The 24,432-nt window shown below is 36.8% G+C and carries 28 protein-coding genes; 23 read left to right on the top strand and 5 right to left on the bottom strand.

Annotated features, from left to right (window positions below; genetic code table 11):
• Positions 1-5 precede the first annotated feature (5 nt).
• Both dnaN and dnaA read right to left on the bottom strand, forming a co-directional pair.
• The gene (dnaN, locus tag AC27GZ_RS05010; RefSeq protein WP_487093779.1) at positions 6-1,109 is read right to left on the bottom strand and encodes a DNA polymerase III subunit beta; all 1,104 of its coding nucleotides are present in this window, start codon (positions 1,107-1,109) and stop codon (positions 6-8) included.
• Between the two features lie 66 nt (positions 1,110-1,175).
• Entirely contained in the window at positions 1,176-2,540 is a 1,365-nt protein-coding gene (gene dnaA, locus AC27GZ_RS05005) for a chromosomal replication initiator protein DnaA (RefSeq protein ID WP_487093778.1), read from the bottom strand.
• A gap of 554 nt (positions 2,541-3,094) precedes the next feature.
• Between dnaA and rpmH the strand changes: the two genes are divergently transcribed.
• The 21 genes from rpmH (at position 3,095) to AC27GZ_RS04900 (ending at position 20,262) form a co-directional block, all read left to right on the top strand.
• Positions 3,095-3,229 (top strand): 50S ribosomal protein L34, encoded by a 135-nt coding sequence (rpmH, locus tag AC27GZ_RS05000; RefSeq protein WP_487093777.1) that lies wholly within the window; start codon positions 3,095-3,097, stop codon positions 3,227-3,229.
• Between the two features lie 28 nt (positions 3,230-3,257).
• The gene (gene rnpA, locus AC27GZ_RS04995; protein WP_487093776.1) at positions 3,258-3,641 is read left to right on the top strand and encodes a ribonuclease P protein component; all 384 of its coding nucleotides are present in this window, start codon (positions 3,258-3,260) and stop codon (positions 3,639-3,641) included.
• Positions 3,608-3,847, top strand: coding sequence for a membrane protein insertion efficiency factor YidD (gene yidD / locus AC27GZ_RS04990; protein WP_487093775.1), 240 nt, complete (start codon positions 3,608-3,610; stop codon positions 3,845-3,847). Before rnpA ends, yidD begins: the two co-directional genes overlap by 34 nt.
• A gap of 149 nt (positions 3,848-3,996) precedes the next feature.
• Positions 3,997-5,631 (top strand): membrane protein insertase YidC, encoded by a 1,635-nt coding sequence (yidC, locus tag AC27GZ_RS04985; protein WP_487093774.1) that lies wholly within the window; start codon positions 3,997-3,999, stop codon positions 5,629-5,631.
• 115 nt (positions 5,632-5,746) lie between these two features.
• Positions 5,747-7,165, top strand: a complete 1,419-nt coding sequence (mnmE, locus tag AC27GZ_RS04980; RefSeq protein ID WP_487093773.1) for a tRNA uridine-5-carboxymethylaminomethyl(34) synthesis GTPase MnmE — start codon at positions 5,747-5,749, stop codon at positions 7,163-7,165.
• Between the two features lie 45 nt (positions 7,166-7,210).
• Entirely contained in the window at positions 7,211-7,423 is a 213-nt protein-coding gene (locus AC27GZ_RS04975; protein ID WP_487093772.1) for a cysteine-rich CWC family protein, read from the top strand.
• 95 nt (positions 7,424-7,518) lie between these two features.
• The gene (locus tag AC27GZ_RS04970; RefSeq protein WP_487093771.1) at positions 7,519-7,986 is read left to right on the top strand and encodes a flavodoxin domain-containing protein; all 468 of its coding nucleotides are present in this window, start codon (positions 7,519-7,521) and stop codon (positions 7,984-7,986) included.
• Positions 7,987-8,430: 444 nt separating this feature from the next.
• Positions 8,431-10,323 (top strand): tRNA uridine-5-carboxymethylaminomethyl(34) synthesis enzyme MnmG, encoded by a 1,893-nt coding sequence (gene mnmG / locus AC27GZ_RS04965; protein WP_487093770.1) that lies wholly within the window; start codon positions 8,431-8,433, stop codon positions 10,321-10,323.
• A 36-nt stretch (positions 10,324-10,359) separates the two neighbouring features.
• Positions 10,360-10,986 (top strand): 16S rRNA (guanine(527)-N(7))-methyltransferase RsmG, encoded by a 627-nt coding sequence (gene rsmG / locus AC27GZ_RS04960; RefSeq protein ID WP_487093769.1) that lies wholly within the window; start codon positions 10,360-10,362, stop codon positions 10,984-10,986.
• A gap of 34 nt (positions 10,987-11,020) precedes the next feature.
• A complete protein-coding gene (locus AC27GZ_RS04955; RefSeq protein ID WP_487093768.1) occupies positions 11,021-11,842 on the top strand; it encodes a ParA family protein in 822 nt (273 codons plus the stop codon).
• 14 nt (positions 11,843-11,856) lie between these two features.
• Entirely contained in the window at positions 11,857-12,759 is a 903-nt protein-coding gene (locus AC27GZ_RS04950; protein ID WP_487093767.1) for a ParB/RepB/Spo0J family partition protein, read from the top strand.
• Positions 12,734-12,934 (top strand): hypothetical protein, encoded by a 201-nt coding sequence (locus AC27GZ_RS04945; RefSeq protein WP_487093766.1) that lies wholly within the window; start codon positions 12,734-12,736, stop codon positions 12,932-12,934. The genes AC27GZ_RS04950 and AC27GZ_RS04945 overlap by 26 nt, the downstream gene beginning before the upstream one ends.
• A 313-nt stretch (positions 12,935-13,247) precedes the next feature.
• Entirely contained in the window at positions 13,248-13,646 is a 399-nt protein-coding gene (locus AC27GZ_RS04940; protein ID WP_487093765.1) for an ATP synthase subunit I, read from the top strand.
• Positions 13,647-13,689: 43 nt separating this feature from the next.
• Positions 13,690-14,460, top strand: a complete 771-nt coding sequence (gene atpB, locus AC27GZ_RS04935; protein ID WP_487093764.1) for a F0F1 ATP synthase subunit A — start codon at positions 13,690-13,692, stop codon at positions 14,458-14,460.
• 91 nt (positions 14,461-14,551) lie between these two features.
• The gene (atpE, locus tag AC27GZ_RS04930) at positions 14,552-14,773 is read left to right on the top strand and encodes a F0F1 ATP synthase subunit C (protein ID WP_076417406.1); all 222 of its coding nucleotides are present in this window, start codon (positions 14,552-14,554) and stop codon (positions 14,771-14,773) included.
• A 46-nt stretch (positions 14,774-14,819) separates the two neighbouring features.
• Positions 14,820-15,290 (top strand): F0F1 ATP synthase subunit B, encoded by a 471-nt coding sequence (gene atpF, locus AC27GZ_RS04925; protein ID WP_487093763.1) that lies wholly within the window; start codon positions 14,820-14,822, stop codon positions 15,288-15,290.
• Positions 15,291-15,302: 12 nt separating this feature from the next.
• The gene (gene atpH / locus AC27GZ_RS04920; protein WP_487093762.1) at positions 15,303-15,836 is read left to right on the top strand and encodes a F0F1 ATP synthase subunit delta; all 534 of its coding nucleotides are present in this window, start codon (positions 15,303-15,305) and stop codon (positions 15,834-15,836) included.
• Positions 15,837-15,851: 15 nt separating this feature from the next.
• Positions 15,852-17,393, top strand: a complete 1,542-nt coding sequence (atpA, locus tag AC27GZ_RS04915; protein WP_487093761.1) for a F0F1 ATP synthase subunit alpha — start codon at positions 15,852-15,854, stop codon at positions 17,391-17,393.
• Positions 17,394-17,430: 37 nt separating this feature from the next.
• Positions 17,431-18,294, top strand: a complete 864-nt coding sequence (gene atpG, locus AC27GZ_RS04910; RefSeq protein WP_487093760.1) for a F0F1 ATP synthase subunit gamma — start codon at positions 17,431-17,433, stop codon at positions 18,292-18,294.
• A gap of 98 nt (positions 18,295-18,392) precedes the next feature.
• Positions 18,393-19,778: a F0F1 ATP synthase subunit beta gene (atpD, locus tag AC27GZ_RS04905; protein ID WP_487093759.1), complete on the top strand. Its 1,386-nt coding sequence runs from the start codon at positions 18,393-18,395 to the stop codon at positions 19,776-19,778.
• A gap of 58 nt (positions 19,779-19,836) precedes the next feature.
• On the top strand, positions 19,837-20,262 hold the full coding sequence (locus tag AC27GZ_RS04900; protein ID WP_487093758.1) for a F0F1 ATP synthase subunit epsilon: 426 nt from the start codon (positions 19,837-19,839) through the stop codon (positions 20,260-20,262).
• Between the two features lie 93 nt (positions 20,263-20,355).
• Here AC27GZ_RS04900 and AC27GZ_RS04895 read toward each other — a convergent pair whose 3' ends face one another.
• Positions 20,356-21,546, bottom strand: a complete 1,191-nt coding sequence (locus tag AC27GZ_RS04895) for a BamA/TamA family outer membrane protein (RefSeq protein WP_487093756.1) — start codon at positions 21,544-21,546, stop codon at positions 20,356-20,358.
• Between the two features lie 316 nt (positions 21,547-21,862).
• Here AC27GZ_RS04895 and AC27GZ_RS04890 point away from each other — a divergent pair, with 316 nt between their 5' ends.
• Positions 21,863-22,309, top strand: a complete 447-nt coding sequence (locus tag AC27GZ_RS04890; protein ID WP_487093755.1) for a DUF4136 domain-containing protein — start codon at positions 21,863-21,865, stop codon at positions 22,307-22,309.
• 252 nt (positions 22,310-22,561) lie between these two features.
• Positions 22,562-23,140 carry a lipid-binding SYLF domain-containing protein gene (locus AC27GZ_RS04885; protein WP_487093754.1) on the top strand — a complete coding sequence of 193 codons (579 nt, stop codon included), beginning with the start codon at positions 22,562-22,564 and terminating at the stop codon, positions 23,138-23,140.
• Between the two features lie 391 nt (positions 23,141-23,531).
• Here the strand turns inward: AC27GZ_RS04885 and AC27GZ_RS04880 are convergent, their stop codons facing one another.
• Positions 23,532-23,660, bottom strand: coding sequence for a hypothetical protein (locus tag AC27GZ_RS04880; protein ID WP_487093753.1), 129 nt, complete (start codon positions 23,658-23,660; stop codon positions 23,532-23,534).
• Positions 23,661-23,692: 32 nt separating this feature from the next.
• Positions 23,693-24,382, bottom strand: coding sequence for a pirin family protein (locus AC27GZ_RS04875; protein WP_487093752.1), 690 nt, complete (start codon positions 24,380-24,382; stop codon positions 23,693-23,695).
• Between the last annotated feature and the right edge of the window lie 50 nt (positions 24,383-24,432).

Raw genomic sequence — 24,432 nt, 5'->3', positions numbered from 1 at the left:
CTTTATTATAGACGCATTGGCATAACAACATATAAAGCTTCGCCTGAATCAGCACCCTCTATTACCACACTTGAATTTGCATCAGCTAAAGTAAACTTAACTTGTTCATCTTTAATCGCATTAAGTACGTCTAGCACGTAACTAACATTAAAACCTATTTCTAGTTCTTCATAAGGAAAATCAATTTCTAATTCTTCTTCCGCTTGTTCTTGTTCAGGGTTGTTAGCGGTAATTTTTAAAAGCGAATTAAAAAAGTTTAAACGAACACCCTTGAACTTTTCATTAGATAAAATAGATGCTCTTGAAAGCACTTGACGTAATGGTTCTTTGTCGGTAATAAATATTTTATCGCCGTTACGAGGTAAAACTCTTCTATAATCTGGAAAACGCCCATCAACTAATTTACTTGTAAATGAGAATTCAGTATCAATAATACGAATATGATTTGAGCCAAGATAAACTTGAACTTCTTCATCTACAGGTGCCAATAGGCGAATAATTTCTAAAATTCCTTTTCGAGGAACAATAACTTGACGAGCGGGTAAAGTAAGAGACTCATTAGATATTTTACAAATAGCCAAACGATGACCATCCGTTGCAACAGATCTAATTTCGTTACCTTCACTTTCAATAGACATACCATTTAAATAATAACGAACATCCTGATTGGCCATTGAAAAGTGAGTGCTTTCAATCAAACGTAACAATTCTGATTTAAGAAGTTTAAATTCAACATCTCCCTTCCACTCTTCAATATTAGGGAAGTCAGTAGCAGATAATGTTGAAAGAGAATAACGACTTCTTCCTGAACTTAGCTTTACAGTGTCATCTTCTGCACTAAAGGTGATCATTGAGTTTTCAGGTAAGCTTTTACAGATATCAAGTAACTTACGTGCAGGAATAGTTATCTTACCATCTTCTCCTTGGTTATCTATTTCAGCATAAGAAACCATTTCGAGTTCTAAATCAGTAGCCGTAAGAGTAAGTGACTCCTTACTAACATCAAAAAGAATATTACCCAAAATAGGTAATGTACTTTTACGTTCAACAGCACCTGAAACTAATAATAAAGGTTTAAGTAATAATTCTCTATTTAGTGAAAACTTCATTTTATTTCCCGGTTATGCACATGTTTTATTATAATTTGAGAGCATCAAGGCCACTCTACCTTAGTATCATGATGAAAGCGTTCTAATTAAATTAGAATAATCTTCTTTAATATCATGTAGTTCTTCGCGCAAAGAGACAACCTTACGACATGCATGAAGTACAGTTGTATGATCTCTGCCACCAAAAGCATCTCCTATCTCAGGCAAGCTATGATTAGTTAACTCTTTAGATAATGCCATTGCTAGTTGCCTAGGTCTAGCAACGGATCTATTTCTACGTTTAGAAAGTAAATCAGCGACTTTTATTTTATAGTATTCTGCCACTGTCCGTTGAATATTATCAATAGTAACAAGCTTATCTTGTAATGCTAACAAGTCACGAAGTGCTTCTCTAACAAAATCGATAGTAATTGCTCGACCAGTAAAATTAGCATTTGCAATTACACGGTTAAGAGCCCCTTCTAATTCTCGAACATTAGAGCGTAAACGCTTAGCAATGAAAAAAGCTACTTCATCAGCGAGATTGATATGACTTTCTTGTGCTTTACGCTTTAATATCGCAACGCGTGTTTCTAGCTCTGGTGGTTCTATCGCAATAGTTAAACCCCAACCAAAACGGGATTTCAATCTATCTTCTACAGCAACTTCTTTTGGGTAACGGTCACTGGTAAGAATAATTTGCTGATTGCCTTCTAATAAGGCATTAAAAGTATGGAAAAATTCTTCTTGTGTTCTATCTTTACCGGCAAAAAACTGGATATCATCAATTAATAAAGCATCAACGCTTCGATAGTATTGCTTGAATTTTTCCATTTCGTTATTTTGCAACGCTTTTACCATGTCTTGAACGAAACGTTCAGAATGCATATAAGCAATTTTTGCATTTGGATTATTTTGTAAAATGCCATTACCTACTGCATGAAGTAAATGAGTTTTACCTAAACCTGTACCACCATAAATAAACAGAGGATTGTATGCTGCTCCAGGGTTATCAGCTACTTGAGAAGCAGCTGCTCTAGCTAACTGGTTTGACTTACCTTCAACAAAATTGTCAAAAGTATATTTTACTCTAACATTAGCTTTTTTAGGTAAATTACTTTCTGATTCTATCGTTGAAGATTTACTGCTATTACCACCAATGGGTTTGGACGAAGGTACTGTAGGTGAATGAGAAACAGCATCAAGAGGTTTACTACCAACATCAAACTTTAATAAGTAAGTATCCGCCTCTTCATTTAAAGCAATCAATTCATTAATTCTATTGACGTATTTATCCCTAACCCAATCTAAAACAAAACGGTTAGGTGCATATAACGTCATAATGTTATTATCAACAACACACTGTAATGGGCGGATCCACATACTGAATTGCTGTGCAGGCAATTCATCTTGCAATGCAGAAAGGCATTTCTGCCAAAGTGAATGTTCCAACCAAAACTCCAAGAAAATAAACTGACCTACTTGCGAATAATCTCTAGCTTTATTTAATAAGCAAATGAAAATTGAGATAAAGTTCTGACTAAATACGAATAAAAGTGAACTTCAAAAAGATTAAGCAAGCGGAAACTTTTTTATTATAAAGAGTCATTATCTCTATACTTATCCACAAGTGCAATATTGACTTTTAACTATTATTGAAAATTTTTAGTTAAAATAAACTAAACGTTTGTTAAATAGGTATATATACAAGTTATTTATAATAATTTAATGCTAAAAAATGATTAATAGGTTAATTAATTATTAAAACATGCCGAACAAAAAATAAGCATTTATAAACAATATACAAAATAAGGCTGTGGATATTAAACAGGTTTTTCTAGATCCAATGAAGATCTGAACGATCCTATAGGATCATTTAAACTAAATATACATAGATTATATTTGACAAAGCTGTAAGTAAGCTTTAGAATTCGCCCTCATTTTTTAGACCAGTGTGCTCATAACGGCTGTTTTGCCAGGGCAACAACAACCGACGGATTAGCGTAATGAAAAGAACATTTCAACCTAGCGTATTAAAGCGTAAGCGTAACCACGGATTCCGTGCTCGTATGGCAACTAAAAGCGGCCGTGCTGTTATAGCTCGTCGCCGTGCTAAAGGCCGTGCAAGCCTTAGTGCTTAATCTTAACTCTTTTTCTTAAAGAATTAAGATGGTAACCAACCCGGTTACTTATGAATTTAATCGGGAGTCTCGTTTACTGACTCCCGGTCAATTTCAATCTGTATTTAAAAAACCTCTCAAATTTGGCTCTCGCCACTTTACCATATTAATAACTCCGACTAACTTAACGAGTGATTCTTGCAAAAATAATCGCCTTGGCTTAGCTATAGCTAAAAAGCGCGTTAAACTTGCTGTTCAGAGAAACCGTATAAAAAGAATAGTTAGAGAAAGCTTCCGTTTAAATCAACATGACTTACCAGCTATCGATATGGTCGTTATGGTAAAGTCTGGCATTGATCAACTCGATAATAAAGAGATTAACCAAGAGTTATCAAAGATATGGCGAAAAATAATTCACCGTTTCAAAAACTAGCCATAGCAGTTATTAAAGGCTATCAGCGACTAATTAGCCCATTGTTAGGGACAAATTGTCGGTTTAATCCTACCTGCTCTACTTATGCTATTGAAGCCATAAATCGTTTTGGAGTAATCAAAGGTGCTTGGTTAGCACTCAAACGTATATCGAAGTGTCATCCCCTTAATAAAGGCGGGGATGATCCTGTTCCACCATCAAAGTAAGCATAAACTAATTAAAATTAGATTGATTTTTACACACTAACACTAAAAGAGAGTTGGTTTGCTGTGCAAGCTAGTCTAAAATGCCTTGCTATTAATTAAATTCGCGAAAAAATACTTCGTGCCAACAAAAAACAAGAGAAATAAATCTTATGGAATCTCAACGCAGTCTTCTATTTATTGCGCTAATGGTTGTAACTTACTTACTTTTTAGTCAGTGGCAATTAGACAATGCGCCAGTAGTTGAACAAGCTCCTGTTAATCAAAGTAGTGATATACAACAAACAGCAAATGCTGATTTTGTACCTGAGTCAACAGACGCACAAACACCTACAACAAAAAGTTTACCTGTTGGTGCAAAATTAATTTCAGTTACCACCGATACATTAAGTATTAAAATTAATACCCAAGGTGGTGATATTGTTGAAGCAAAGTTATTAAATTATGAAACAGAGCAAGGCGACGGTATTCCATTTACCATCATGCAAAATGGTAATAATAAATATGTAGCCCAATCAGGCTTAACGGGTGCTAACGGGCTTGATAGAGTAATAAAAGGCCGTCCTATTTATAACAGTGATAAAGCTAACTATGAACTAACTGCTGATGAGTTAACGGTTGATTTAACCTTTCAAGATGATAACGGTTTGGACGTTATAAAGCGTTATTCTTTCTCTAAAGGCAGCTACCGAGTTGACGTTGAATACTTGATCAATAACAACACAGGTAATAGCGTTTCTGTTCAAATGTACGGTCAACTTAAGCAATCTACACTGCAAGATACTTCTTCAGGCATGCTACCTACATATCGCGGAGCAGCTTTCTCTACAAGTGAAGATCGTTATGAAAAATATGATTTTGATGATATTTCAGAAGCTAATTTAAGTAAAACAACCCCTGGTGGCTGGGTTGCCATGCTAGAGCATTACTTTGTTTCAGCTTGGGTTCCAAAAGCTGAAGATAATAACCAACTATACACTAGCTTCACGAATAATTTAGAAGCCGTAGTTGGATTTAAAGCCCCAGCCATCACCATTGATAATGGTCAACAAGGTCAAACTGCAGCAATTTTTTATGTCGGTCCAAAAGATCAAGAAGTATTAGAGAAAATAGCACCTAATTTAGACTTAACCATAGATTACGGTTTTTTATGGATGATCAGTCAGCCACTATTTTGGTTACTACTTACCATACAGAGCTTTGTATCTAACTGGGGTGTTGCCATTATTATCATCACATTAGTTGTAAAAGGAGCTATGTACCCATTAACTAAAGCGCAATATACCTCAATGGCAAAAATGCGTGAATTGGCTCCTAAAATGGCGCAATTAAAAGAGCGCTACGGCAGTGACAGACAGAAAATGTCTCAAGCCACCATGGAGATGTACCGTAAAGAGAAAGTAAACCCTGCAGGCGGTTGCTTACCTTTATTACTACAAATGCCAATTTTCTTAGCACTGTACTGGGTATTTCTAGAAAGTGTTGAATTGCGCCATGCGCCATTTATCTTTTGGATACAAGATTTATCAGCAATGGATCCTTATTATGTACTGCCAGTATTAATGGGTATTAGTATGTATGTCATGCAAAAAATGCAACCAATGACGATACAAGATCCTATGCAGCAAAAAATTATGCAATATATGCCAGTAGTATTTTCAATATTTATGGCATGGTTCCCGTCAGGCTTAGTTTTATACTGGTTTATAAGCAACCTTATCTCTATTGTACAAATGAAAATAATTTTCGACGGCATTGAAAAGAAAAAGAAAGCTAAAGAAGCATAAACCTTAGCTTCTAGAAAACAAAGGCGACGAATAGGTCGCCTTTGTTGTTTTTGTAGGATAGTAAGCTTTTATAACGTAAAATACTGACATTCTCTATTTAGTATAAAATAGCAATATGACATCATCATTTAGCGAAAAAACAACTATTGCTGCACAAGCTACAGCTCCTGGGCGTGGTGGCGTAGGAATTATCCGTGTTTCAGGTCCTGAAGCGAGTAATGTAGCCAAAGCTATTTTAGGAAAACTTCCCGAAATAAGAAAAGCTGAATACCTTCCTTTTACAGATGCTAATAAACAAGTATTAGATCAAGGTATAGCACTATTTTTTAAAGCACCTAATTCATTTACTGGTGAAGATGTTATTGAGTTTCAAGGACACGGTGGGCCGATAATATTAGATATGTTGCTAAAAGCAATTTTAGCCCTTCCTAAAATCACCATGGCTAAACCAGGTGAATTTAGTGAACAAGCCTTTTTAAATGACAAACTTGATCTAACCCAAGCAGAAGCAATAGCCGATTTAATTAATTCAAGCTCAGAGCAAGCCGCACGCTCTGCCCTGCACTCACTTCAAGGCGACTTTTCTAAACTTGTTCATGAAATGGTTGAAAGTATTATTCACTTACGAATGTATGTTGAAGCTGCAATAGACTTTCCCGAAGAAGAAATAGATTTCCTTGCTGACACTAAAATAGTCACCGATTTAAAAAACATCATCAATCAAGTAGAAACTGTTAGAAAACAGGCACAACAAGGCAGCATTATTCGAGAAGGCATGCGAGTGGTTATTGCTGGACGTCCAAACGCTGGAAAATCAAGTTTATTGAATGCACTAAGTGGAAAAGAAGCTGCCATAGTGACAGATATTGCAGGAACTACCCGAGATGTAATGACAGAGCAAATCAACATTGACGGCATGCCATTACATATTATTGATACTGCAGGCCTACGTGAAAGTGATGATAAAGTTGAACAAATAGGCATAGAACGCGCTTGGCAAGAAATTAATCAAGCTGATCGCGTATTACTAATGGTTGATGCCAGTGAAAACCATAGTGTTTTAGAAGATGAGCAAGATATCAAAAACTATTATCCTGAATTTTTTGAAAAACTACCTAAAAATATTGGTTTAACACTCGTCAGAAACAAAGCAGATATAAACCCGTCAATCACTGACAATAATATAGGCTTAACTGAGTTTATTGATAACAATAAAATTAAACACACTGTAGTTACTTTATCAGCTAAAACAGGCAACGGTGTTGATGCCTTAAAAGAGCACTTAAAGGCCATTATGGGCTATCAAGGTAGTACTGAAGGTAGCTTTATGGCAAGAAGGCGTCATTTAACCGCTTTAGATAATACCCACCAACACCTTATAACAGGCTTAGAACAACTAGAGTCTTATGTTGCAGGTGAAATATTGGCTGAAGAGTTGCGTATTTGCCAGCAAGAGCTCGATCAGATTACCGGCGAATTTACCAGTGATGACTTACTCAGTAAAATATTCAGCTCTTTTTGTATTGGTAAATAATTAACAAAAAAAAGTCTAAATTATTCAATAAATTAAGGTGTAGTTTTGCCAAAAACATCAGAATCTATTAATCCGCTACTTTGTCCAATTTGTAATAACGCTAACGACTGTGGAAATATTTTAACTTGTGATGCTGATAAAAGCTGTTGGTGTCAGGACCAAGCGATAAAATTTTCAAAAGATCTTTTAGATAAAATACCAACAGAAGCCAAAAACAAAGCATGTATCTGTAAGGCTTGTGCTGTAAGTAAGCATTAAAACTATATTATTAGCTTATGGTACGTTAGCTAAACTCGTACATAACAGCTGTTTAGGGTTACAATAACTGTACTATTAATTACCTTGAAGTAACTATGAGCTCCTTTCAAATAATTGTTGGTAGTATGCTCGGTGGCACAGAATATGTTGCTGAAGCATGTGAAGAACAACTCAACGAGTTAAATCATCAAACTACACTTCATTTAACCCCTAACTTTTCATCAATATTAGAAGCAACTTTTGCCAATAAAAATGATAAAAATAGCAATTGGTTACTTTGCACCTCGACACATGGCGCTGGTGACTTTCCTGATAATATTCTAGCATTCATTGAAGATCTAACTAATTGTGATCAAAATCTATCCTCAATTAACTTTATGATCATAGCCACGGGGGATTCCAGTTATGACACTTTTTGTCAAGCAGGAATAAAGCTAAATAAACTATTAATAACAAAAGGTTGTAATGAATTAGCAACCATAAAAACACTGGATATGAGTCAAGATATAGATCCAGAAGATCTTGCACAGCTTTGGATATTAGAAAATAAAGATCTTTTATAATAGTGTTACTCATAAGTTATCAACATAAATAACTTTATTTAAAGCTGTTTGTGGATATTTATATGAATAACATATTAATTTTCTATTATTATTCAGTGTTCATAATTTAAATTTAAATTGGTTGTGTATAACTAACGTGTTTAAACACCGGTTGTTTTTCATTTGATCCAAGTTTGATCACAACCTTATCATTTAGTTAAATAGTTATTTTAATTGATGAAAAAGTACTTATACACAAAGATCAGCCTCCTTAATAAGTAATAACAATAAGATCTTTATAAAGATCTTTTTATATATTAGAGAGATCAAGTGCCGATCTTTTTAATCATTTGATCGTTTCACTCTGAAGAAAAAAGCGTTAAAATACGTCTCCAAAATTTATTAAGCGCTAAACATTATTGTTTTAACGCTTTAACTATATTTCATTCTAAGGTTAAAAATTTTATGTGGTATCAAGAGTTTTATGATGTAATTGTTGTTGGTGGCGGCCATGCTGGCACTGAAGCAGCCCTTGCATCAGCACGAATGGGCTGTAAAACTCTTTTGTTAACTCATAACATTGATACCTTAGGACAAATGTCTTGTAATCCAGCTATTGGTGGCATAGGTAAAGGGCATTTAGTAAAAGAAATTGATGCCTTAGGTGGTTTAATGGCAACAGCCATTGATCACAGTGCTATTCAGTTTAGAACTTTAAACGCTAGTAAAGGCCCAGCAGTTAGAGCTACAAGAGCTCAAGCTGACCGCGCATTATATCGATCTTTTGTACGTCAATACTTAGAAAACCAAGAGAATTTGACTATTTTCCAACAACCTTGTGATGATCTACTTTTAGAAAATGATCGAGTTGTTGGTGTCTCTACACAAATGGGCTTAAAGTTTAAAGGGAAAACCGTGGTCTTAACGGTTGGAACTTTCCTTGCTGGACAGATACATATAGGTTTAAATAATTATCAAGGTGGTCGTGCAGGAGATCCTGCAAGCTTAAATTTAGCAGCTAAAATGCGAGATATGCCATTTAGAATTGATCGTTTAAAAACAGGAACCCCACCACGATTAGATGCAAGAACGCTAGATTTTTCAGTAATGGAAGAACAGCCAGGCGATAGCCCTCGTCCGGTATTCTCATTTATGGGATCGACTAATGATCATCCTGAGCAGATTTCTTGTTATATCACCCACACAAATGAGCAAACTCACCAACATATTCGCGATGGTTTAGATCGCTCTCCAATGTATACCGGTGTTATCGAAGGAGTTGGCCCACGCTACTGCCCTTCTATTGAAGATAAAATTACTCGCTTTGCAGATAAAACTTCTCATCAAATTTTTGTCGAGCCAGAAGGGTTAACAACTAACGAAGTATACCCTAACGGTATTTCTACTAGTTTACCTTTTGACGTACAAATGAACTTAGTTCGTTCAATAAAAGGCTTTGAAAATGCTTTTATCACGCGTCCAGGTTATGCCATCGAATATGATTACTTTGATCCAAGAGATTTAAAGCAATCTCTTGAAAGTAAATTTGTAGAAAACCTTTATTTTGCAGGACAAATAAACGGTACAACAGGCTACGAAGAAGCTGGTGCTCAAGGATTAATAGCTGCAACAAATGCTGCTAACCGAGTTAAAGGTCGTGATGAGTTTACTTTAGGCCGTGATCAAGCGTATATGGGTGTATTAATTGATGATCTCGCTACTCTTGGTACAAAAGAGCCTTATAGAATGTTCACTTCTCGTGCCGAATATCGTTTATTATTACGAGAAGATAATGCTGATATTAGACTCACAGAAAAAGGTCGAGAAGTTGGTTTAGTTGATGATCTTCGTTGGCAACGTTTTAATGAAAAAATGGAAAATATTGAGTTAGAACGCCAACGTTTAAAAGATACTTGGGTTCAAAAAGATCATAGCCAAGTTGAGCAAGTAAACAAATTACTTAAAAATCCAATGAGTAAAGAAGCTAGCTTAGAAGATTTGATCCGTCGACCTGAGGTTCGTTATGACGATCTCATGAAAATAGAAGGACTAGGGCCTGCTATTGCTGATACTCAAGCAGCCGAACAAATAGAAATTCAAACTAAATATGCTGGCTATATTGACAGACAGCTTGACGAAATCAGCAAGAAAAAGCGCAATGAAGATACCTTGATCCCTACCGACTTTAATTATCAACAAATTTCAGGACTTTCAAACGAAGTTGTTGCGAAACTGCAAGATGCTCGTCCTGAAACTTTAGGTAAAGCATCGCGAATTTCTGGTATTACTCCAGCAGCAATTTCGCTATTATTAGTGTACTTGAAAAAGCATGGTTTATTGCGTAAAAAAACCGCATAAAAGCGTTTGCAACCTTAAATAAAAACCAAAAATAACATGACACTAACAACGAAACTACAAGCTTTATTAGCTAAAACTTCATTACAAGTTTCTCAGCAACAAGTAGATTTACTTATTCAATATGTAGAGCTACTCCATAAATGGAATAAAGCCTATAACTTAACTTCAGTAAGAGATCCGCAAGAAATGTTAGTAAAACATATCTTGGATAGCCTAATGGTTGGTGAGCTATTACACGGAGATAACTTTATTGATGTTGGTACTGGCCCAGGTTTACCAGGTATTCCATTAGCTATTTTGTATCCTGAAAAAAATTTTGTATTATTAGACAGTTTAGGAAAGCGCATTACCTTTTTAAGGCAAGTTGTATTTCAATTAAAATTGACTAATGTACAACCTGTTAAATCTCGAGTTGAAGAATATCATGATGAAAAACCATTTGACGGAGTGTTAAGTAGAGCCTTTTCATCTTTAAATGATATGGTAAGCTGGTGTTCGCATTTAATCGCTGAACAGCAAGGTTGTTTTTTTGCATTAAAAGGGCAATATCCAACAGATGAATTGGCAAAATTACCTGAAAATATTCAGTTAGTAGCGAGCCATGAAATTCAAGTACCTGAGTTAGTAGGCGAACGTCATGTACTTATTTTGAAAAAGAGTTAATAAAAACACCTAAAAAATAATAATAGAGGCGCTTGTGGGAAAAATTATAGCTGTTGCAAATCAAAAAGGTGGCGTTGGTAAAACAACTACGGCTGTTAATTTGGCTGCCTCGTTAGCTGCAACCAAACGTAAAATTTTATTGATAGATTTAGATCCTCAGGGTAATGCCACTATGGCAAGTGGTATCGATAAATATGAAGTACCTGCTACCTGCTATGAATTATTGATAGAAGAAAAACCTGTTGCCGAAGTTGTACAAACGGAAACGTCAGGCTTATATGATCTACTTGCCGCGAATACTGATGTTACCGCAGCAGAAATAAAGTTAATGGAAGTATTTGCTCGTGAGCAGCGACTAAAAACAGCGCTATCCCCAGTTAAAGATTACTATGATTTTATTATCATTGACTGCCCTCCTTCACTAAATATGCTTACTGTTAATGCAATGACAGCTGCAGATTCTGTACTCGTTCCTATGCAATGTGAGTATTATGCTTTAGAAGGCTTAACGGCATTAATGGATACCATTTCAAAATTAACCTCAGTGGTTAATGGCGATTTGCATATTGAGGGCATTTTAAGAACTATGTATGATCCTCGTAACCGTTTAGCTAATGATGTATCTGAACAACTAAAACGTCATTTTGGTGATAAAGTTTATCGTAGTGTAATTCCTCGAAATGTACGTTTAGCTGAAGCCCCAAGTTTTGGTGCACCTGCAATGTATTATGATAAATCTTCAACAGGTGCTAAAGCCTATTTAGCTTTAGCAGGGGAAGTTTTACGGAAAAATAGTCCGGCTAAAAAGTCGAGTAGCAGCCAAAAAACTAATCAAGAACAAAGTACTGCACAGTAACTTCAAGGAATAATATGAGCCCAGCAAAAAAAAGAGGTTTAGGCAGAGGCCTTGACGCACTACTGACTCCACAAACAATTACACCTTCTCAAGAATTAGGCTCAGAAGAAGCTGTTACTAAATTTAAAGATGGTGATTTAAGTAAAATTGCTATTAACCAATTATCGCCAGGTAAATATCAGCCAAGAAAAGATATGTCTGATGCCGCTTTGGAAGAATTGTCTTTATCAATTCAATCACAAGGTATTATTCAACCAATAGTTGTTCGTCAAATTGGAGAAAATAATACAGGTGATAATCTTTATGAAATTATAGCTGGTGAACGCCGTTGGCGAGCAGCACAATTAGCACAACTAACCGAAGTGCCGTGTCTAATTAAAGATGTACCTGATGAGTCAGCTGTTGCAATTGCTTTAATTGAAAATATTCAACGTGAAGATCTTAATGCTATGGAAGAAGCTATAGCGTTAGAGCGTTTATTGAGTGAATTTGATTTAACACACCAAGAGGTTGCTCTGGCGGTAGGTAAATCAAGAACTACAGTGACAAATTTACTGCGTCTAAATAATTTGAATGATGAAGTGAAAACTTTCTTAGAGAATGGCGATATTGAAATGGGACATGCTCGTGCCCTACTTTCTCTTGCGGATGGCTTACAAGCAGATGCTGCAAGAACGGTGGCTGCGAAAGAACTAACCGTTAGAGAAACTGAAGCGCTAATTAAAAAGATTCAAAACCCTGTTCAAGATAAACAAGTTAAAGAAAAAGATGAAACTAGCAGTAATATAGAATCAAACTTAAGGGATAAAATTGGTTTGAAAGTTGCCGTAAGCCACAATAAAAAAGGCAAAGGAAAATTGGTAATATCTTACGAAAACTTGGCAGAGCTAGATGACTTTATTGCAAAAATTAAATAAAACCAACAGGCTAAGTTTGATAATTATTTCATTAGTCACTTTTTCCATACTTACAGCTTGTACAGGTATAAGGGTAGGAGATGGCAAAACACAAGTTACGGTTAAAAAGCAAAAACCTTTTTGTGATATAGAAAAAGTTGATCCTCATTGTAAAGTTGAATCTGAAAATCAGTAGCTTATTAAATAAAAACTTTAAAATTATTGATTAACTCCTCCGAGTAGTGAAAGGTAAAAACATAGGATTTTTTACCTTTGGTTACTTGTTTTAACTCTTTAGTTCTATTTATAAAAAAAATATTAAATATTCGCACAAATAAAGGGCGGTCACTGCCCTAATTTCTTGCAAAAAAAGCCAGAATGCGTATACTTGCGCAAACTTTTAGCGTTAAAGTTTTTGCTTTAAAAAACTTAATACTATACGAGTTTTTTCGTATTTAGAGTAATTACATCAATAGATGACTTTTTTAAGTTATTTTTAACGAGTCATAATGAATAATAAGTTAACAAGAGTAGGGCGAAAATTTGCCTTTTATCAAATATTATTCACATTGTTAGTGATATTACTGGTTACGCTAATAACATATTTTTTATGGAGTATAGAACACGCTAAGTCCACTCTAGTTGGTGGAATAGTAGCAACTGTACCCAATATAGTTTTTGCGCTAAAAGCATTTAAATATGCAGGTGCGCAGTCATCAAAAAAGGTCGTAGAGTCCTTTTTTAGTGGCGTAAAATTAAAAATGGTTCTCACGGCTTTGTTATTTGCACTCGCTTTTAAATTTTTAGTGCTATTGCCAGTACCTTTTTTTGTAATGTTTTGTATGGTTATGGCTATGCCATTAATTACACCTCTTTTATTAAAGAATGTGATTGATAGTAAACCTTAATCAAAAAGATTTTTTTTAAACTTTAATCATTGGGATAATTAATATGGCTTCAGGTGCTGAATTAACCAGCCAAGAATATATTAAACATCACTTAGAGAATCTTACTGTTGGAGAAGGCTTTTGGGCTCTTCACATTGATACTCTAGGATGGTCTATATTTTTGGGCTTGGTATTTCTTTTATCATTTAGATCCGTAGCAAAAAAAGCGACAACAGGGGTACCTGGTAAGTGGCAATGTGCTGTGGAAATGATCGTTGAATTTGTTGACGATAGCGTAAAAAGTACTTTTCACGGAAACAACCCATTAATCGCTCCATTAAGCTTAACCATCTTTGTATGGGTTTTATTAATGAATGCGATGGACTGGGTACCGGTTGACTTAATACCAACAATTTTCAGTTGGTTTGGTGTTAACTATATGAAAGCCGTTCCAACAACCGATCCAAACATGACCTTTGCATTAGCCTTAGGTGTATTTGTTCTTATTATTTACTACTCAATTAAAGTGAAAGGTATTGGAGGCTTCATCAAAGAGCTAACTACCCAACCTTTCGGTCACTGGTCATTATACCCAGTAAACTTTATTTTAGAGATGGTTACATTATTAGCACGCCCATTATCACTAGCCTTACGTTTGTTTGGTAACTTATATGCAGGTGAGTTAATTTTCTTACTGATAGCAACTATTGGTTTATTCCAGTTGCCAGTACACTTTTTATGGGCGGCTTTCCACTTGTTGGTAATCCCATTACAGGCGTTTATCTTTATGATGTTAACCATTTTATATTTGAGTTTAGCCCATGAAGATCACTAGTTGAATTGAATCACTTCAATTTTACTTACTGAGTTTTGTACAAATTTTTAATTTTTTTTAACTTTATAACTTTAAATAATCGGAGATAAATATGTTATATATCGCTGTTGCGTTACTAATCGGTCTAGGTGCTTTGGGTACTGCGATTGGTTTTGGTTTATTAGGTGGCAAATTCTTAGAATCAGCTGCTCGTCAACCTGAATTAGCACCACAACTTCAAGTAAAAATGTTCATTGTAGCGGGTCTTATTGATGCGATTGCTATGATCGGTGTTGCGATCGGCTTATACCTATTATTCGCAGTTGGTGCTTAATTTTAAGTCCATTGTTTAACCGCGAATTTAAATAGGAGGTACACAAATGAACATTAACATGACCCTTTTTGGTGAATTAATCGCATTTGTCGTATTTGTAATATTCTGTATGAAGTATGTATGGCCACCAATTATCGGTGCCATCGAAGCTCGTCAAGCAACTATTGCTGACGGACTTGCTGCTTCAGACCGTGCTGCTAAAGATCTTGAGCTTGCTCAAGAGAAAGCTGTTGCTCAACTAAAAGAAGCTAAACTTGAAGCTGCCTCTATTGTAGAAGCTGCTAAAAAGCATGAAGCTAAAATTGTTGAAGAAGCTGCAGGTAAAGCACAAGTTGAGAAAGAAAGAATCTTAGCTTCTGGTCACGCAGAAATCGAAACTGAACGTAACCGTGCTAAAGAAGAACTTCGCCAACAAGTGGCTGTTCTTGCAGTAGCAGGTGCCGAGAAAATTCTTGAGCGTTCAATTGATGCCGCTGCACACAGCGACATTTTAGATAAACTCGTTGCTGAACTTTAAGAGGAAAGAGCTATGTCTGAATTGACAACTGTCGCTCGTCCTTACGCTAAAGCAGCGTTCGACTTTGCTGTTGAAGCAAAAGCAATGGATAGCTGGTTAGCCCAGTTAACTTTTGCTGCTGAAGTTGCTAAAGATGAAACCATTATTGGTTATTTATCTGGTGGCGCTTCTGTTGAGCAAGCACAAACATTATTTTTAAATGTTTGTGGCGAGCAAGTAGACAGCCAAGGTCAGAACTTTTTAAAAGTGATGGCCGAAAACGAACGTTTGTTGGTGCTACCACAAGTACTTGAAGAATTTGCAGCGTTAAAAGCTGAATTCGAACAAGAAGTTACTGTGGATGTTACCTCTGCTGTTAAATTAAAAGTAGCACAGACTAAAACATTAAGCGCCGCGCTTGAAAAGCGCTTGGCACGTAAAGTAAAGCTTAATTGTATTGTTGATAAAAACATTGTTTCAGGTTTGATTATTCAAGCAGGTGACATGGTCATTGATGGCTCTATAAAAGGTAAACTGAGCCGTTTAGCAACAACATTACAATCTTAGATAAGGGAACAGAGCATGCAACTGAATTCCACTGAAATCGCTGAACTGATCAAAAATCGTATTGAACAGTTCGACGTTGTCAGCGAAGCTCGTAACGAAGGTACTATCGTTTCTGTAACAGACGGTATCATTCGTATCCATGGCCTTGCCGATGTAATGCAAGGTGAAATGATCGAACTTCCTGGTAGTCGTTATGCTATCGCGTTAAACCTTGACCGTGACTCGGTCGGTGCGGTAGTAATGGGTCCTTACGCTGATTTAGCAGAAGGACAAAAAGTTAAAGGTACTGGCCGTATTTTGGAAGTACCTGTAGGTCGTGGTCTTTTAGGCCGTGTAGTAAACACTTTAGGTGAACCAATTGATGGCAAAGGCCCAATTGAAAATGATGGCTTCTCTCCAGTAGAAGTTGTTGCACCAGGTGTTATCGACCGTAAATCAGTTGATGAGCCAGTTCAAACTGGTATTAAATCAATTGACTCTATGATTCCAATTGGTCGTGGCCAACGTGAATTAATCATTGGTGACCGTCAAATCGGTAAATCAGCGATTGCACTTGACGCCATTATTAACCAAAAGAACACAGGTATTAAAAGTATTTATGTAGCAATTGGCCAAAAAGCGTCAACTGTTGCTAACGTTGTACGTAGCTTAGAAGAGCACGGCGCGTTATCAAATACTATTGTTGTTGTTGCTTCAGCCTCTGAAGCTGCTGCTCTACAATATTTAGCACCATACTCTGGTTGTTCTATGGGTGAATACTTCCGTGACCGCGGTGAAGATGCGTTAATCGTATATGATGATTTGTCTAAGCAAGCTGTTGCTTACCGTCAAATTTCATTACTACTACGTCGCCCGCCAGGTCGTGAAGCATACCCAGGTGATGTTTTCTATCTTCACAGTCGTTTACTAGAACGTGCTGCTCGTGTAAACGAAGAGTATGTTGAGAAGTTCACAAACGGTGAAGTAAAAGGTCAAACCGGTTCTTTAACTGCTTTACCTATTATTGAAACACAAGCAGGTGACGTATCTGCATTCGTACCAACTAACGTAATCTCGATTACTGATGGTCAAATCTTCCTAGAGTCTGATTTATTCAACTCAGGTATTCGTCCTGCGGTAAATGCTGGTTTATCAGTATCTCGTGTTGGTGGTGCAGCGCAAACGAAAATCATCAAGAAACTTGGTGGTGGTATCCGTTTAGCTTTAGCTCAATATCGTGAATTAGCGGCTTTCGCTCAATTCGCATCAGATTTAGATGACGCTACACGTGCTCAATTAGAGCATGGTCAACGTGTTACTGAATTAATGAAGCAAAAGCAATACAGCCCGTTATCTGTTGCTGAAACTGCAGTATCTTTATTTGCTGCGGAAAAAGGCTTTTTAAACGACGTTGCTATTAACAAAATCAATGATTTTGAAGACGCGTTACAAGCTTATATGAACAGTAACCAAGCTGAGCTTATGGCTACTATTAACGAATCTGGTGACTACTCTAAAGACATCGAAGCAGGATTGACGTCAGCACTTGAAGCATTCAAGTCGACGCAAACTTGGTAAGACGATTTAATTAAGTAACCTTTTCGGAGAAAGAGTCATGGCCGTTGGTAAAGAAATAAAAACCAAGATTGCGAGTGTACAAAACACTCAAAAGATCACAAACGCTATGGAAATGGTTGCTGCTTCTAAAATGCGTAAAGCGCAGGATAGTATGGCAGCCTCTCGTCCATATGCGACAAATATACGAAATGTGATCGGTCATATCGCGCTTGGTAACTTGGAATATCGCCATCCATATATGGAAGAGCGTCCAGTTAAGCGTGTTGGCTATATTGTTGTATCAACAGACCGTGGTTTGTGTGGTGGCTTAAATATTAACTTATTTAAGAATGTCCTTGCTGATGCTGCTAAATGGCAGCAAGAAGAAGCAGAAGTTGAGTTTGCAGTAGTAGGTTCTAAAGCTACTTCTTTCTTCAACAACATGGGCGCAAATGTTACTGCACAAATATCTGGCTTAGGTGATAACCCTTCAGTTACTGACTTAGTTGGTAGCGTTCAGGTTATGCTTAAAGCTTATGATGACGGTGAAATTGATAAGTTGTTCGTGGTATATAACAAGTTTGTTAATACTATGACACAACAACCAACAGTTGATCAGTTGTTACCTTTACCTAAATCTGACGATGAAGAAATTCAACATCGTTGGGATTACATATACGAACCAGATGCTAACGTATTGTTAGATCAATTATTAGTTCGTTATATTGAATCGCAGGTATACCAAGGGGTGGTTGAAAACCTAGCTTGTGAGCAAGCAGCCCGTATGATCGCAATGAAAGCCGCAACAGATAATGCTGGCGAGTTAATTGACGATTTACAATTGGTATTTAACAAAGCGCGTCAAGCTGCAATTACTCAAGAATTGGGTGAAATTGTTGCTGGTGCAGCTGCGGTAGGTTAAAGAGTAATTACTTTTACTAGTTAGTAAAGATAAGAAATTTCGTAATTTAACTTAGAGTTTACTGGATACTCAGTAAACTTAAATTAAGAGGAATAAACATGAGTACAGGTAAAGTCGTCCAAATCATTGGCGCAGTTGTGGATGTAGAATTTCCACAAGATGCCGTACCTCAGGTATATGACGCATTAAATATAACCGAAGGTGACCTTGACGGTTTAGTATTAGAAGTGCAGCAGCAGCTTGGTGGCGGTGTTGTACGTACTATCGCAATGGGTACCTCAGACGGTTTGCGTCGTGGACTGAATGTAGTAAATACAGGGAATGCAATCCAAGTTCCTGTTGGTGTTGAGACCTTAGGTCGCATCATGAACGTACTTGGCGACCCTATTGATGAAGCTGGCCCAATTGGTGAAAAAGATCGTTGGTCTATTCACCGTGAAGCACCAGCATATGCAGAACAAGCCATGTCTAACGAATTGTTAGAAACAGGTATCAAAGTAATCGATTTAGTTTGTCCATTCGCTAAGGGTGGTAAAGTAGGTTTATTCGGTGGTGCTGGTGTTGGTAAAACCGTTAACATGATGGAACTTATCCGTAACATCGCTATCGAGCACAGTGGTTACTCAGTATTCGCTGGTGTTGGTGAGCGTACTCGTGAGGGTAACGATTTCTATCACGAAATGAACGACTCTAACGTACTAGATAAAGTATCGTTAGTTTACGGTCAGATGAACGAGCCTCCAGGAAACCGTTTACGTGTTGCTATGACGGGCTTAACTATGGCAGAAAAATTCCGTGACGAAGGTCGTGACGTATTATTCTTCGTAGATAACATCTACCGTTATACACTTGCAGGTACCGAAGTATCAGCTCTTCTTGGTCGTATGCCATCAGCGGTTGGTTACCAACCAACACTTGCTGAAGAAATGGGTGTACTTCAAGAGCGTATTACTTCAACAAACAAAGGTTCAATCACTTCAATCCAAGCGGTATACGTACCTGCGGATGACTTGACCGATCCAAGCCCTGCAACAACCTTTGCTCACTTAGATGCAACTGTTGTACTTTCTCGTTCAATTGCTGAATTAGGTATTTACCCTGCAATCGACCCACTAGATTCAACTTCACGTCAGTTAGACCCTCTAGTGGTTGGTACTGAGCATTATGAAGTTGCTCGTGGTGTGCAATCAGTATTACAACGTTACAAAGAATTAAAAGATATCATCGCTATCTTAGGTATGGATGAATTATCTGAAGAAGATAAGCAAACAGTATCTCGCGCACGTAAGATACAACGTTACTTATCACAACCATTCTTTGTTGCTGAAGTATTTACAGGTTCTCCAGGTAAATATGTTTCATTAAAAGACACCATCTCTGGCTTTAAAGGCATTTTAGCGGGTGATTACGATGAATTACCTGAGCAAGCATTCTACATGGTTGGTTCTATTGAAGAAGCCGTAGAGAAAGCAAACAAGATGTAATTATCGCGTAAGTACTTAAACTCTGTTTAGGTACTTACATTATTAGAGGTCGAGTCAAATGGCATTATTTACTGTAAATCTAAATGTTGTTAGTGCACAAGAAAGCTTGTTTTCAGGCAGCATTAAATCATTACAGATCACAGGTAGTGAAGGTGAGTTAGGTATTATGCCTGGCCATGCACCTTTATTGACCTCACTAAAACCTGGCATGGCATTGATCACCAAAGAAGATGATAGTGAAGAAGTTATTTATCTTTCAGGTGGTATGTTAGAAGTTCAACCTAATCAAGTTACGGTATTAGCAGATGTTGCTACCCGTGGTACTGATTTAGATGAACAAGCCGCGTTAGAAGCTAAAAAACGTGCAGAAGAAAACATGAACGCTCATGGCGACGATGTTGACTATGCCGCTGTTGCTGCTGAATTAGCACGTGCAGTTGCACAATTACGTGTTATTCAAGCGTCTAACAAAAAAGCGAGTTAATCTCTAAACAAGAGCTTAACAAAGGTTTAGTGTAATATTAAAACGCCCTGTTATTGAAAAATAACAGGGCGTTTTTTTAGTAATATAGAATAGTTACCAAGCAGAACCTGCTTGAATATAGAATACGGTATCTTCAGGACCTTTTGCGATATCAATACCCATGTTAAAACCATATCTACGGGCAATTAAATAACGAAAACCAACACCTTTACTGACACGGCTTGAACCCGAGGATAAATCAGAAATATCATTAGTTGCCTTACCTAAACCAGCAAAAACATTTGCTGCCCATCGTAAGTTAAATTGATAAGTCAGCTCAACCTCTGCCATGGCAACAGATTTTCCTTGATAACGTGCTGCAGGAATGCCTCTAAGGCTAATTGAAGGTGTTGCATAGGGAGGAAGGAAATCATCAGCGTCAGCGTGATTAAACTCTATTCTATAAGCACTACGCCAATGCTTTGTGTGTTGAAAATAATGTAAACCGGTTAACTCGGTTAAATGATAATCTACATCAGAGCCAACATTTTCATCAAACCAAAGATAATTAAGTTCGTATTTTATTCCTTCGATAGGAGAGAATACGTTATCGCGCGAGTCATACTCAACAGTTAGTCCTACGCCTGAGGTTGTAATACTACGGGTTAGTAAATTGGTTAGTGCTTCTTCCCATTCTGGGGGAAAAATATCAACAATATCGCCAAGGCGTAGCGGAGATATGTCAGCATTAATATAACGATGCGTAGGACCAATAAAAAAGTGGCTATCTGCTATTTGAAACTTTAACGTTTGCATGACGGCATTAGCATGTGTATTAAGGGATATAGGTTTATCAAAGCTAATATCACCAAAACCAAAGAAATTGAGGTTAATATCCCCGTGACCACCACCACCTAAATATCGAATTTTTCCTTTCTTGAAAAAGCCCATATGGCCTCCACCAACAAAGTAAGAGTCATTACCGGTATATGCCCCACCTAAGGCAGAAACACTAGGGGGGAGTAGGTGCTTAGCTGCAGAGGATGACTTTTTCATCGCTTTAAGTCTTGCAGCTTTTTCTTTGTCTGACTCATGAAAGAAAAGACCAACAACGCCTAAACCGGCATCTACAGCCGGATCAGTGATAATTATGGGTACAGGTAAAAAACCGTAAGCATTTTCGGATAGGTATTTAGACATGTCTAACATACCATCAAGCGGATCGAAAAACTGTTCTGACTGTGCAAAAGGGACTGACAAAGCGAAAAAAAAACTCAGTACAATAATTGTTTTTTTAAATAACATAAAAAGACTCTTTAAAAACGATAGGTAAGTGAAGCAATAAAACTTTCTCTAGAACTACCAAAGCCAGCTTCACAATGAAAAGAGCAAGTTTTGGTGATGTCCTAATTAAAGCCATTAAGATAGTTTACCTTATTTAATTTTCCTGATTAATCAGAAAATCAAGCATAGTAATATCATCTAATAAGGGAACATCGCTAGTATCAAAACCAAATTGCCCGGTAACATCAAGCTCAGCATTGAGGTAATTTAACCCTATAAGTGTAGATATAGTACCCCAATTACCAGCGTCAGAAGAAATACAAATGCTAGGAAATATTTGAAAATCTGTTATGTCGTAGGGGATGAACAACTTAAATATCCAATATTTAGTGATATTGACAGAGATCGATTAGATACAGCAATAAATACTCAAATGCAGGGAAAAGGGAAGGTAGCAGTAGCACAAGAAAAAGCAGATATTTTAGTTAGCTATTTTATTGTTACTAAGGACAAAGTAAAAGTGAATGCTCACTACAGTGATGGCTATTACGGAGGCGGATGTTATCGTTGTGGTTATGGCTACACAGGAGGTGTGTCGCATGTAAGCACACGTGATTATGTTGAAGGGACTTTAGTAATGGATATTATTGATAACGACACTAAACAAAGTGTATACAGAAGCGTGTTAATTAAACCGATATCGTCATTTGATACCGCAAAAGAGCGTGATGAAGCTATTAATAAAACCATCAAAGATATGATAGATCCATTACCTATCAGTTAAGCGCATAAAGCTAGTATAGAGGCATATATAGCAAGAGTTGTGTATTGCCTTATTGATACTTATAACCTACTATTTTTAAGTGTTTACTAAATAATACAGTTGCTTATAAAGTGGTTGTATTAATAATCACAAGCAGGCTAACTGAGAAGGAAATAAGCAGAGTTGTTAGGTCTAAATGTTTGACTAGTAGTAATTTACTGGTAAGTTTAATAAGAGTATATATTTTAATAAAATCAATACAAGGAATACCCTATGGTTATGAAAAATATGGCAATAATTGCTGTTACTGCAAGTTTATTGTTTGGTTGTGCAACAGGAAGCACACCAGCAGCAAAAAAAGAGAATGCTCGTAAAGAAACGACAGAAGCTTTACAACAAATTTATGATGATCATCCTTCAGCTAAAAATCAAATACAAAAAAGTTTAGCGTATTTAGTATGTACAGGTAGTGATAGCTACCTATTTGCTGCTTCCACAGGTGGTGGAGTTTGCGTATTAAATGAAGGAGGAAAAACTGATTATTATAGGTTTGCTTCTTTAGGTGTTGGTGCAGGCATAGGATTTAAATCAGTAGCTTTTGTTTATGCATATACTGATGCTGAAGCATTACGCCGTTTTAAAGAAGAAGGTTGGGACGCAGGTGCACGTGCTGAGGCAAGCGCTAAGCATGAAGAAGAAGGTGGTCAAGCTGCTGCCAACACTTCATATGATGTTGATGGTGTAAGAATTTATCAATCTGCTTTATGGGGTGCAGCAGCACAAGCAACCGTTCAAGGTTATAAGTTCTGGCCTACAGACTTTACGGATGATGTTGTGCAAAAATCAGAATAAGGCGCTATTTTCGCTTAATCATCATCTATCTATGATGGTTAAGCACACATTACCTTGATGCGAAATTGATATATTTAAACCATAATAGCTAAATGTGATGAACTGATTGATGTTAGTAAGTAATAGAGTCAATTAACACCTGTGTTCCAGTTTATCGCAGCATAACCTTCGCCACCTCTATGAATATTTGGTTCACCTGCAACCCAAAAGTCAAAGCAACGTGATGATGCTCAAGGGAGGTTTTGCTGGCAAAAATGGTTTAAGTAGAGCTTTAAGTTTATTAGATTACGGTATTTTAATTTTCTTCAGCAACATGATGCTTAGTGGCATGACCATATAAGAAATTATGGGCACGATAATAGCTACTACCACACATACAGCTAACAATTTATTAGCAGGTAAATATGGCTGAATCCATATTGGAACAAAATACACTAATGGCACCAACGCCAAATAATTGATGAGTGTCATTAGGTGTTTGTTTGGTGGTGCCATCTGCTTTATCCTCACAATTTGTCATGTAAAGCTAGCCGTTTACATGGTAATTATCATTTATGACAGCTTACTTATCACAACAACTTCAACTTTGTTATCCGCAGAAATTTTGGTTTTATAGCTACGAATTAAGTCACCGTTTTCAGCATTAAAGCTACTATTTTCATCTGAAAATTCAGCTTTTCCTTGGCTAACATAGGCCAATATTTCTTGGTCAAATTGAATAGTTTCACCTGCTGAAAGCTTCACTACATCAATCAATGTTTCACTATCAAAGGTTTTGCATTGATTTTTGCTACCACCATAAATACGGGTTATGCCATTTGATTTTAAAGTGTAATGTTTATAATTAGCTGCCTGCCCAGACTCATCAGGTAATACCCATAGCTGCAACATACGATTCTTAGTATTGTCAGGGTTAATTTCGTTATGTGAGAATCCCTCACCGCCCGCTCTTTGAACTTGTACCTCACCTGCATTTAAGCTCTGCCCATGCTCTAATGACCCTTCATGGCTTACTCGACCTTCCATCATAATAGAGATAACGTCTATCTCTTTATGAGGGTGCATATGGGTTTCACCTTTTGGGTTAAATTGTGCATCAGCAAGGTAGACGAAGTTTCCAATACCATTGAATGTATTAGGCGCTTTTCTACTACCGAAAACACGACTGTCGGTTACTAAACGATGCTCTGTTAATCCAGCAAATCCACCTAATGGTAACGACTTTTTACTTAGTACTTGCATAATATTCTCCAGCTTTTTAATAGTGATAATTGCTTTATGCCTACCATAGT

The organism is Colwellia sp. SU-HH00943 (assembly GCF_057546125.1).
This window is presented reverse-complemented; position numbering and strand designations above follow the sequence as displayed.

Coding starts and splice junctions, on each gene's coding strand:
- AC27GZ_RS04900 (WP_487093758.1), top strand. CDS start 19,837: ATGGCATTATTTACTGTAAATCTAAATGTTGTTAGTGCACAAGAAAGC.
- atpB (WP_487093764.1), top strand. CDS start 13,690: ATGGCTTCAGGTGCTGAATTAACCAGCCAAGAATATATTAAACATCAC.
- AC27GZ_RS04970 (WP_487093771.1), top strand. CDS start 7,519: ATGAGCTCCTTTCAAATAATTGTTGGTAGTATGCTCGGTGGCACAGAA.
- AC27GZ_RS04940 (WP_487093765.1), top strand. CDS start 13,248: ATGAATAATAAGTTAACAAGAGTAGGGCGAAAATTTGCCTTTTATCAA.
- atpE (WP_076417406.1), top strand. CDS start 14,552: ATGTTATATATCGCTGTTGCGTTACTAATCGGTCTAGGTGCTTTGGGT.
- dnaN (WP_487093779.1), bottom strand. CDS start 1,109: ATGAAGTTTTCACTAAATAGAGAATTATTACTTAAACCTTTATTATTA.
- rpmH (WP_487093777.1), top strand. CDS start 3,095: ATGAAAAGAACATTTCAACCTAGCGTATTAAAGCGTAAGCGTAACCAC.
- yidD (WP_487093775.1), top strand. CDS start 3,608: ATGGCGAAAAATAATTCACCGTTTCAAAAACTAGCCATAGCAGTTATT.
- yidC (WP_487093774.1), top strand. CDS start 3,997: ATGGAATCTCAACGCAGTCTTCTATTTATTGCGCTAATGGTTGTAACT.
- atpF (WP_487093763.1), top strand. CDS start 14,820: ATGAACATTAACATGACCCTTTTTGGTGAATTAATCGCATTTGTCGTA.
- atpH (WP_487093762.1), top strand. CDS start 15,303: ATGTCTGAATTGACAACTGTCGCTCGTCCTTACGCTAAAGCAGCGTTC.
- AC27GZ_RS04950 (WP_487093767.1), top strand. CDS start 11,857: ATGAGCCCAGCAAAAAAAAGAGGTTTAGGCAGAGGCCTTGACGCACTA.
- AC27GZ_RS04885 (WP_487093754.1), top strand. CDS start 22,562: ATGGTTATGAAAAATATGGCAATAATTGCTGTTACTGCAAGTTTATTG.
- mnmE (WP_487093773.1), top strand. CDS start 5,747: ATGACATCATCATTTAGCGAAAAAACAACTATTGCTGCACAAGCTACA.
- mnmG (WP_487093770.1), top strand. CDS start 8,431: ATGTGGTATCAAGAGTTTTATGATGTAATTGTTGTTGGTGGCGGCCAT.
- atpG (WP_487093760.1), top strand. CDS start 17,431: ATGGCCGTTGGTAAAGAAATAAAAACCAAGATTGCGAGTGTACAAAAC.
- rnpA (WP_487093776.1), top strand. CDS start 3,258: ATGGTAACCAACCCGGTTACTTATGAATTTAATCGGGAGTCTCGTTTA.
- atpD (WP_487093759.1), top strand. CDS start 18,393: ATGAGTACAGGTAAAGTCGTCCAAATCATTGGCGCAGTTGTGGATGTA.
- AC27GZ_RS04895 (WP_487093756.1), bottom strand. CDS start 21,546: ATGTTATTTAAAAAAACAATTATTGTACTGAGTTTTTTTTTCGCTTTG.
- AC27GZ_RS04880 (WP_487093753.1), bottom strand. CDS start 23,660: ATGACAAATTGTGAGGATAAAGCAGATGGCACCACCAAACAAACACCT.
- AC27GZ_RS04875 (WP_487093752.1), bottom strand. CDS start 24,382: ATGCAAGTACTAAGTAAAAAGTCGTTACCATTAGGTGGATTTGCTGGA.
- AC27GZ_RS04945 (WP_487093766.1), top strand. CDS start 12,734: ATGACTTTATTGCAAAAATTAAATAAAACCAACAGGCTAAGTTTGATA.
- atpA (WP_487093761.1), top strand. CDS start 15,852: ATGCAACTGAATTCCACTGAAATCGCTGAACTGATCAAAAATCGTATT.
- rsmG (WP_487093769.1), top strand. CDS start 10,360: ATGACACTAACAACGAAACTACAAGCTTTATTAGCTAAAACTTCATTA.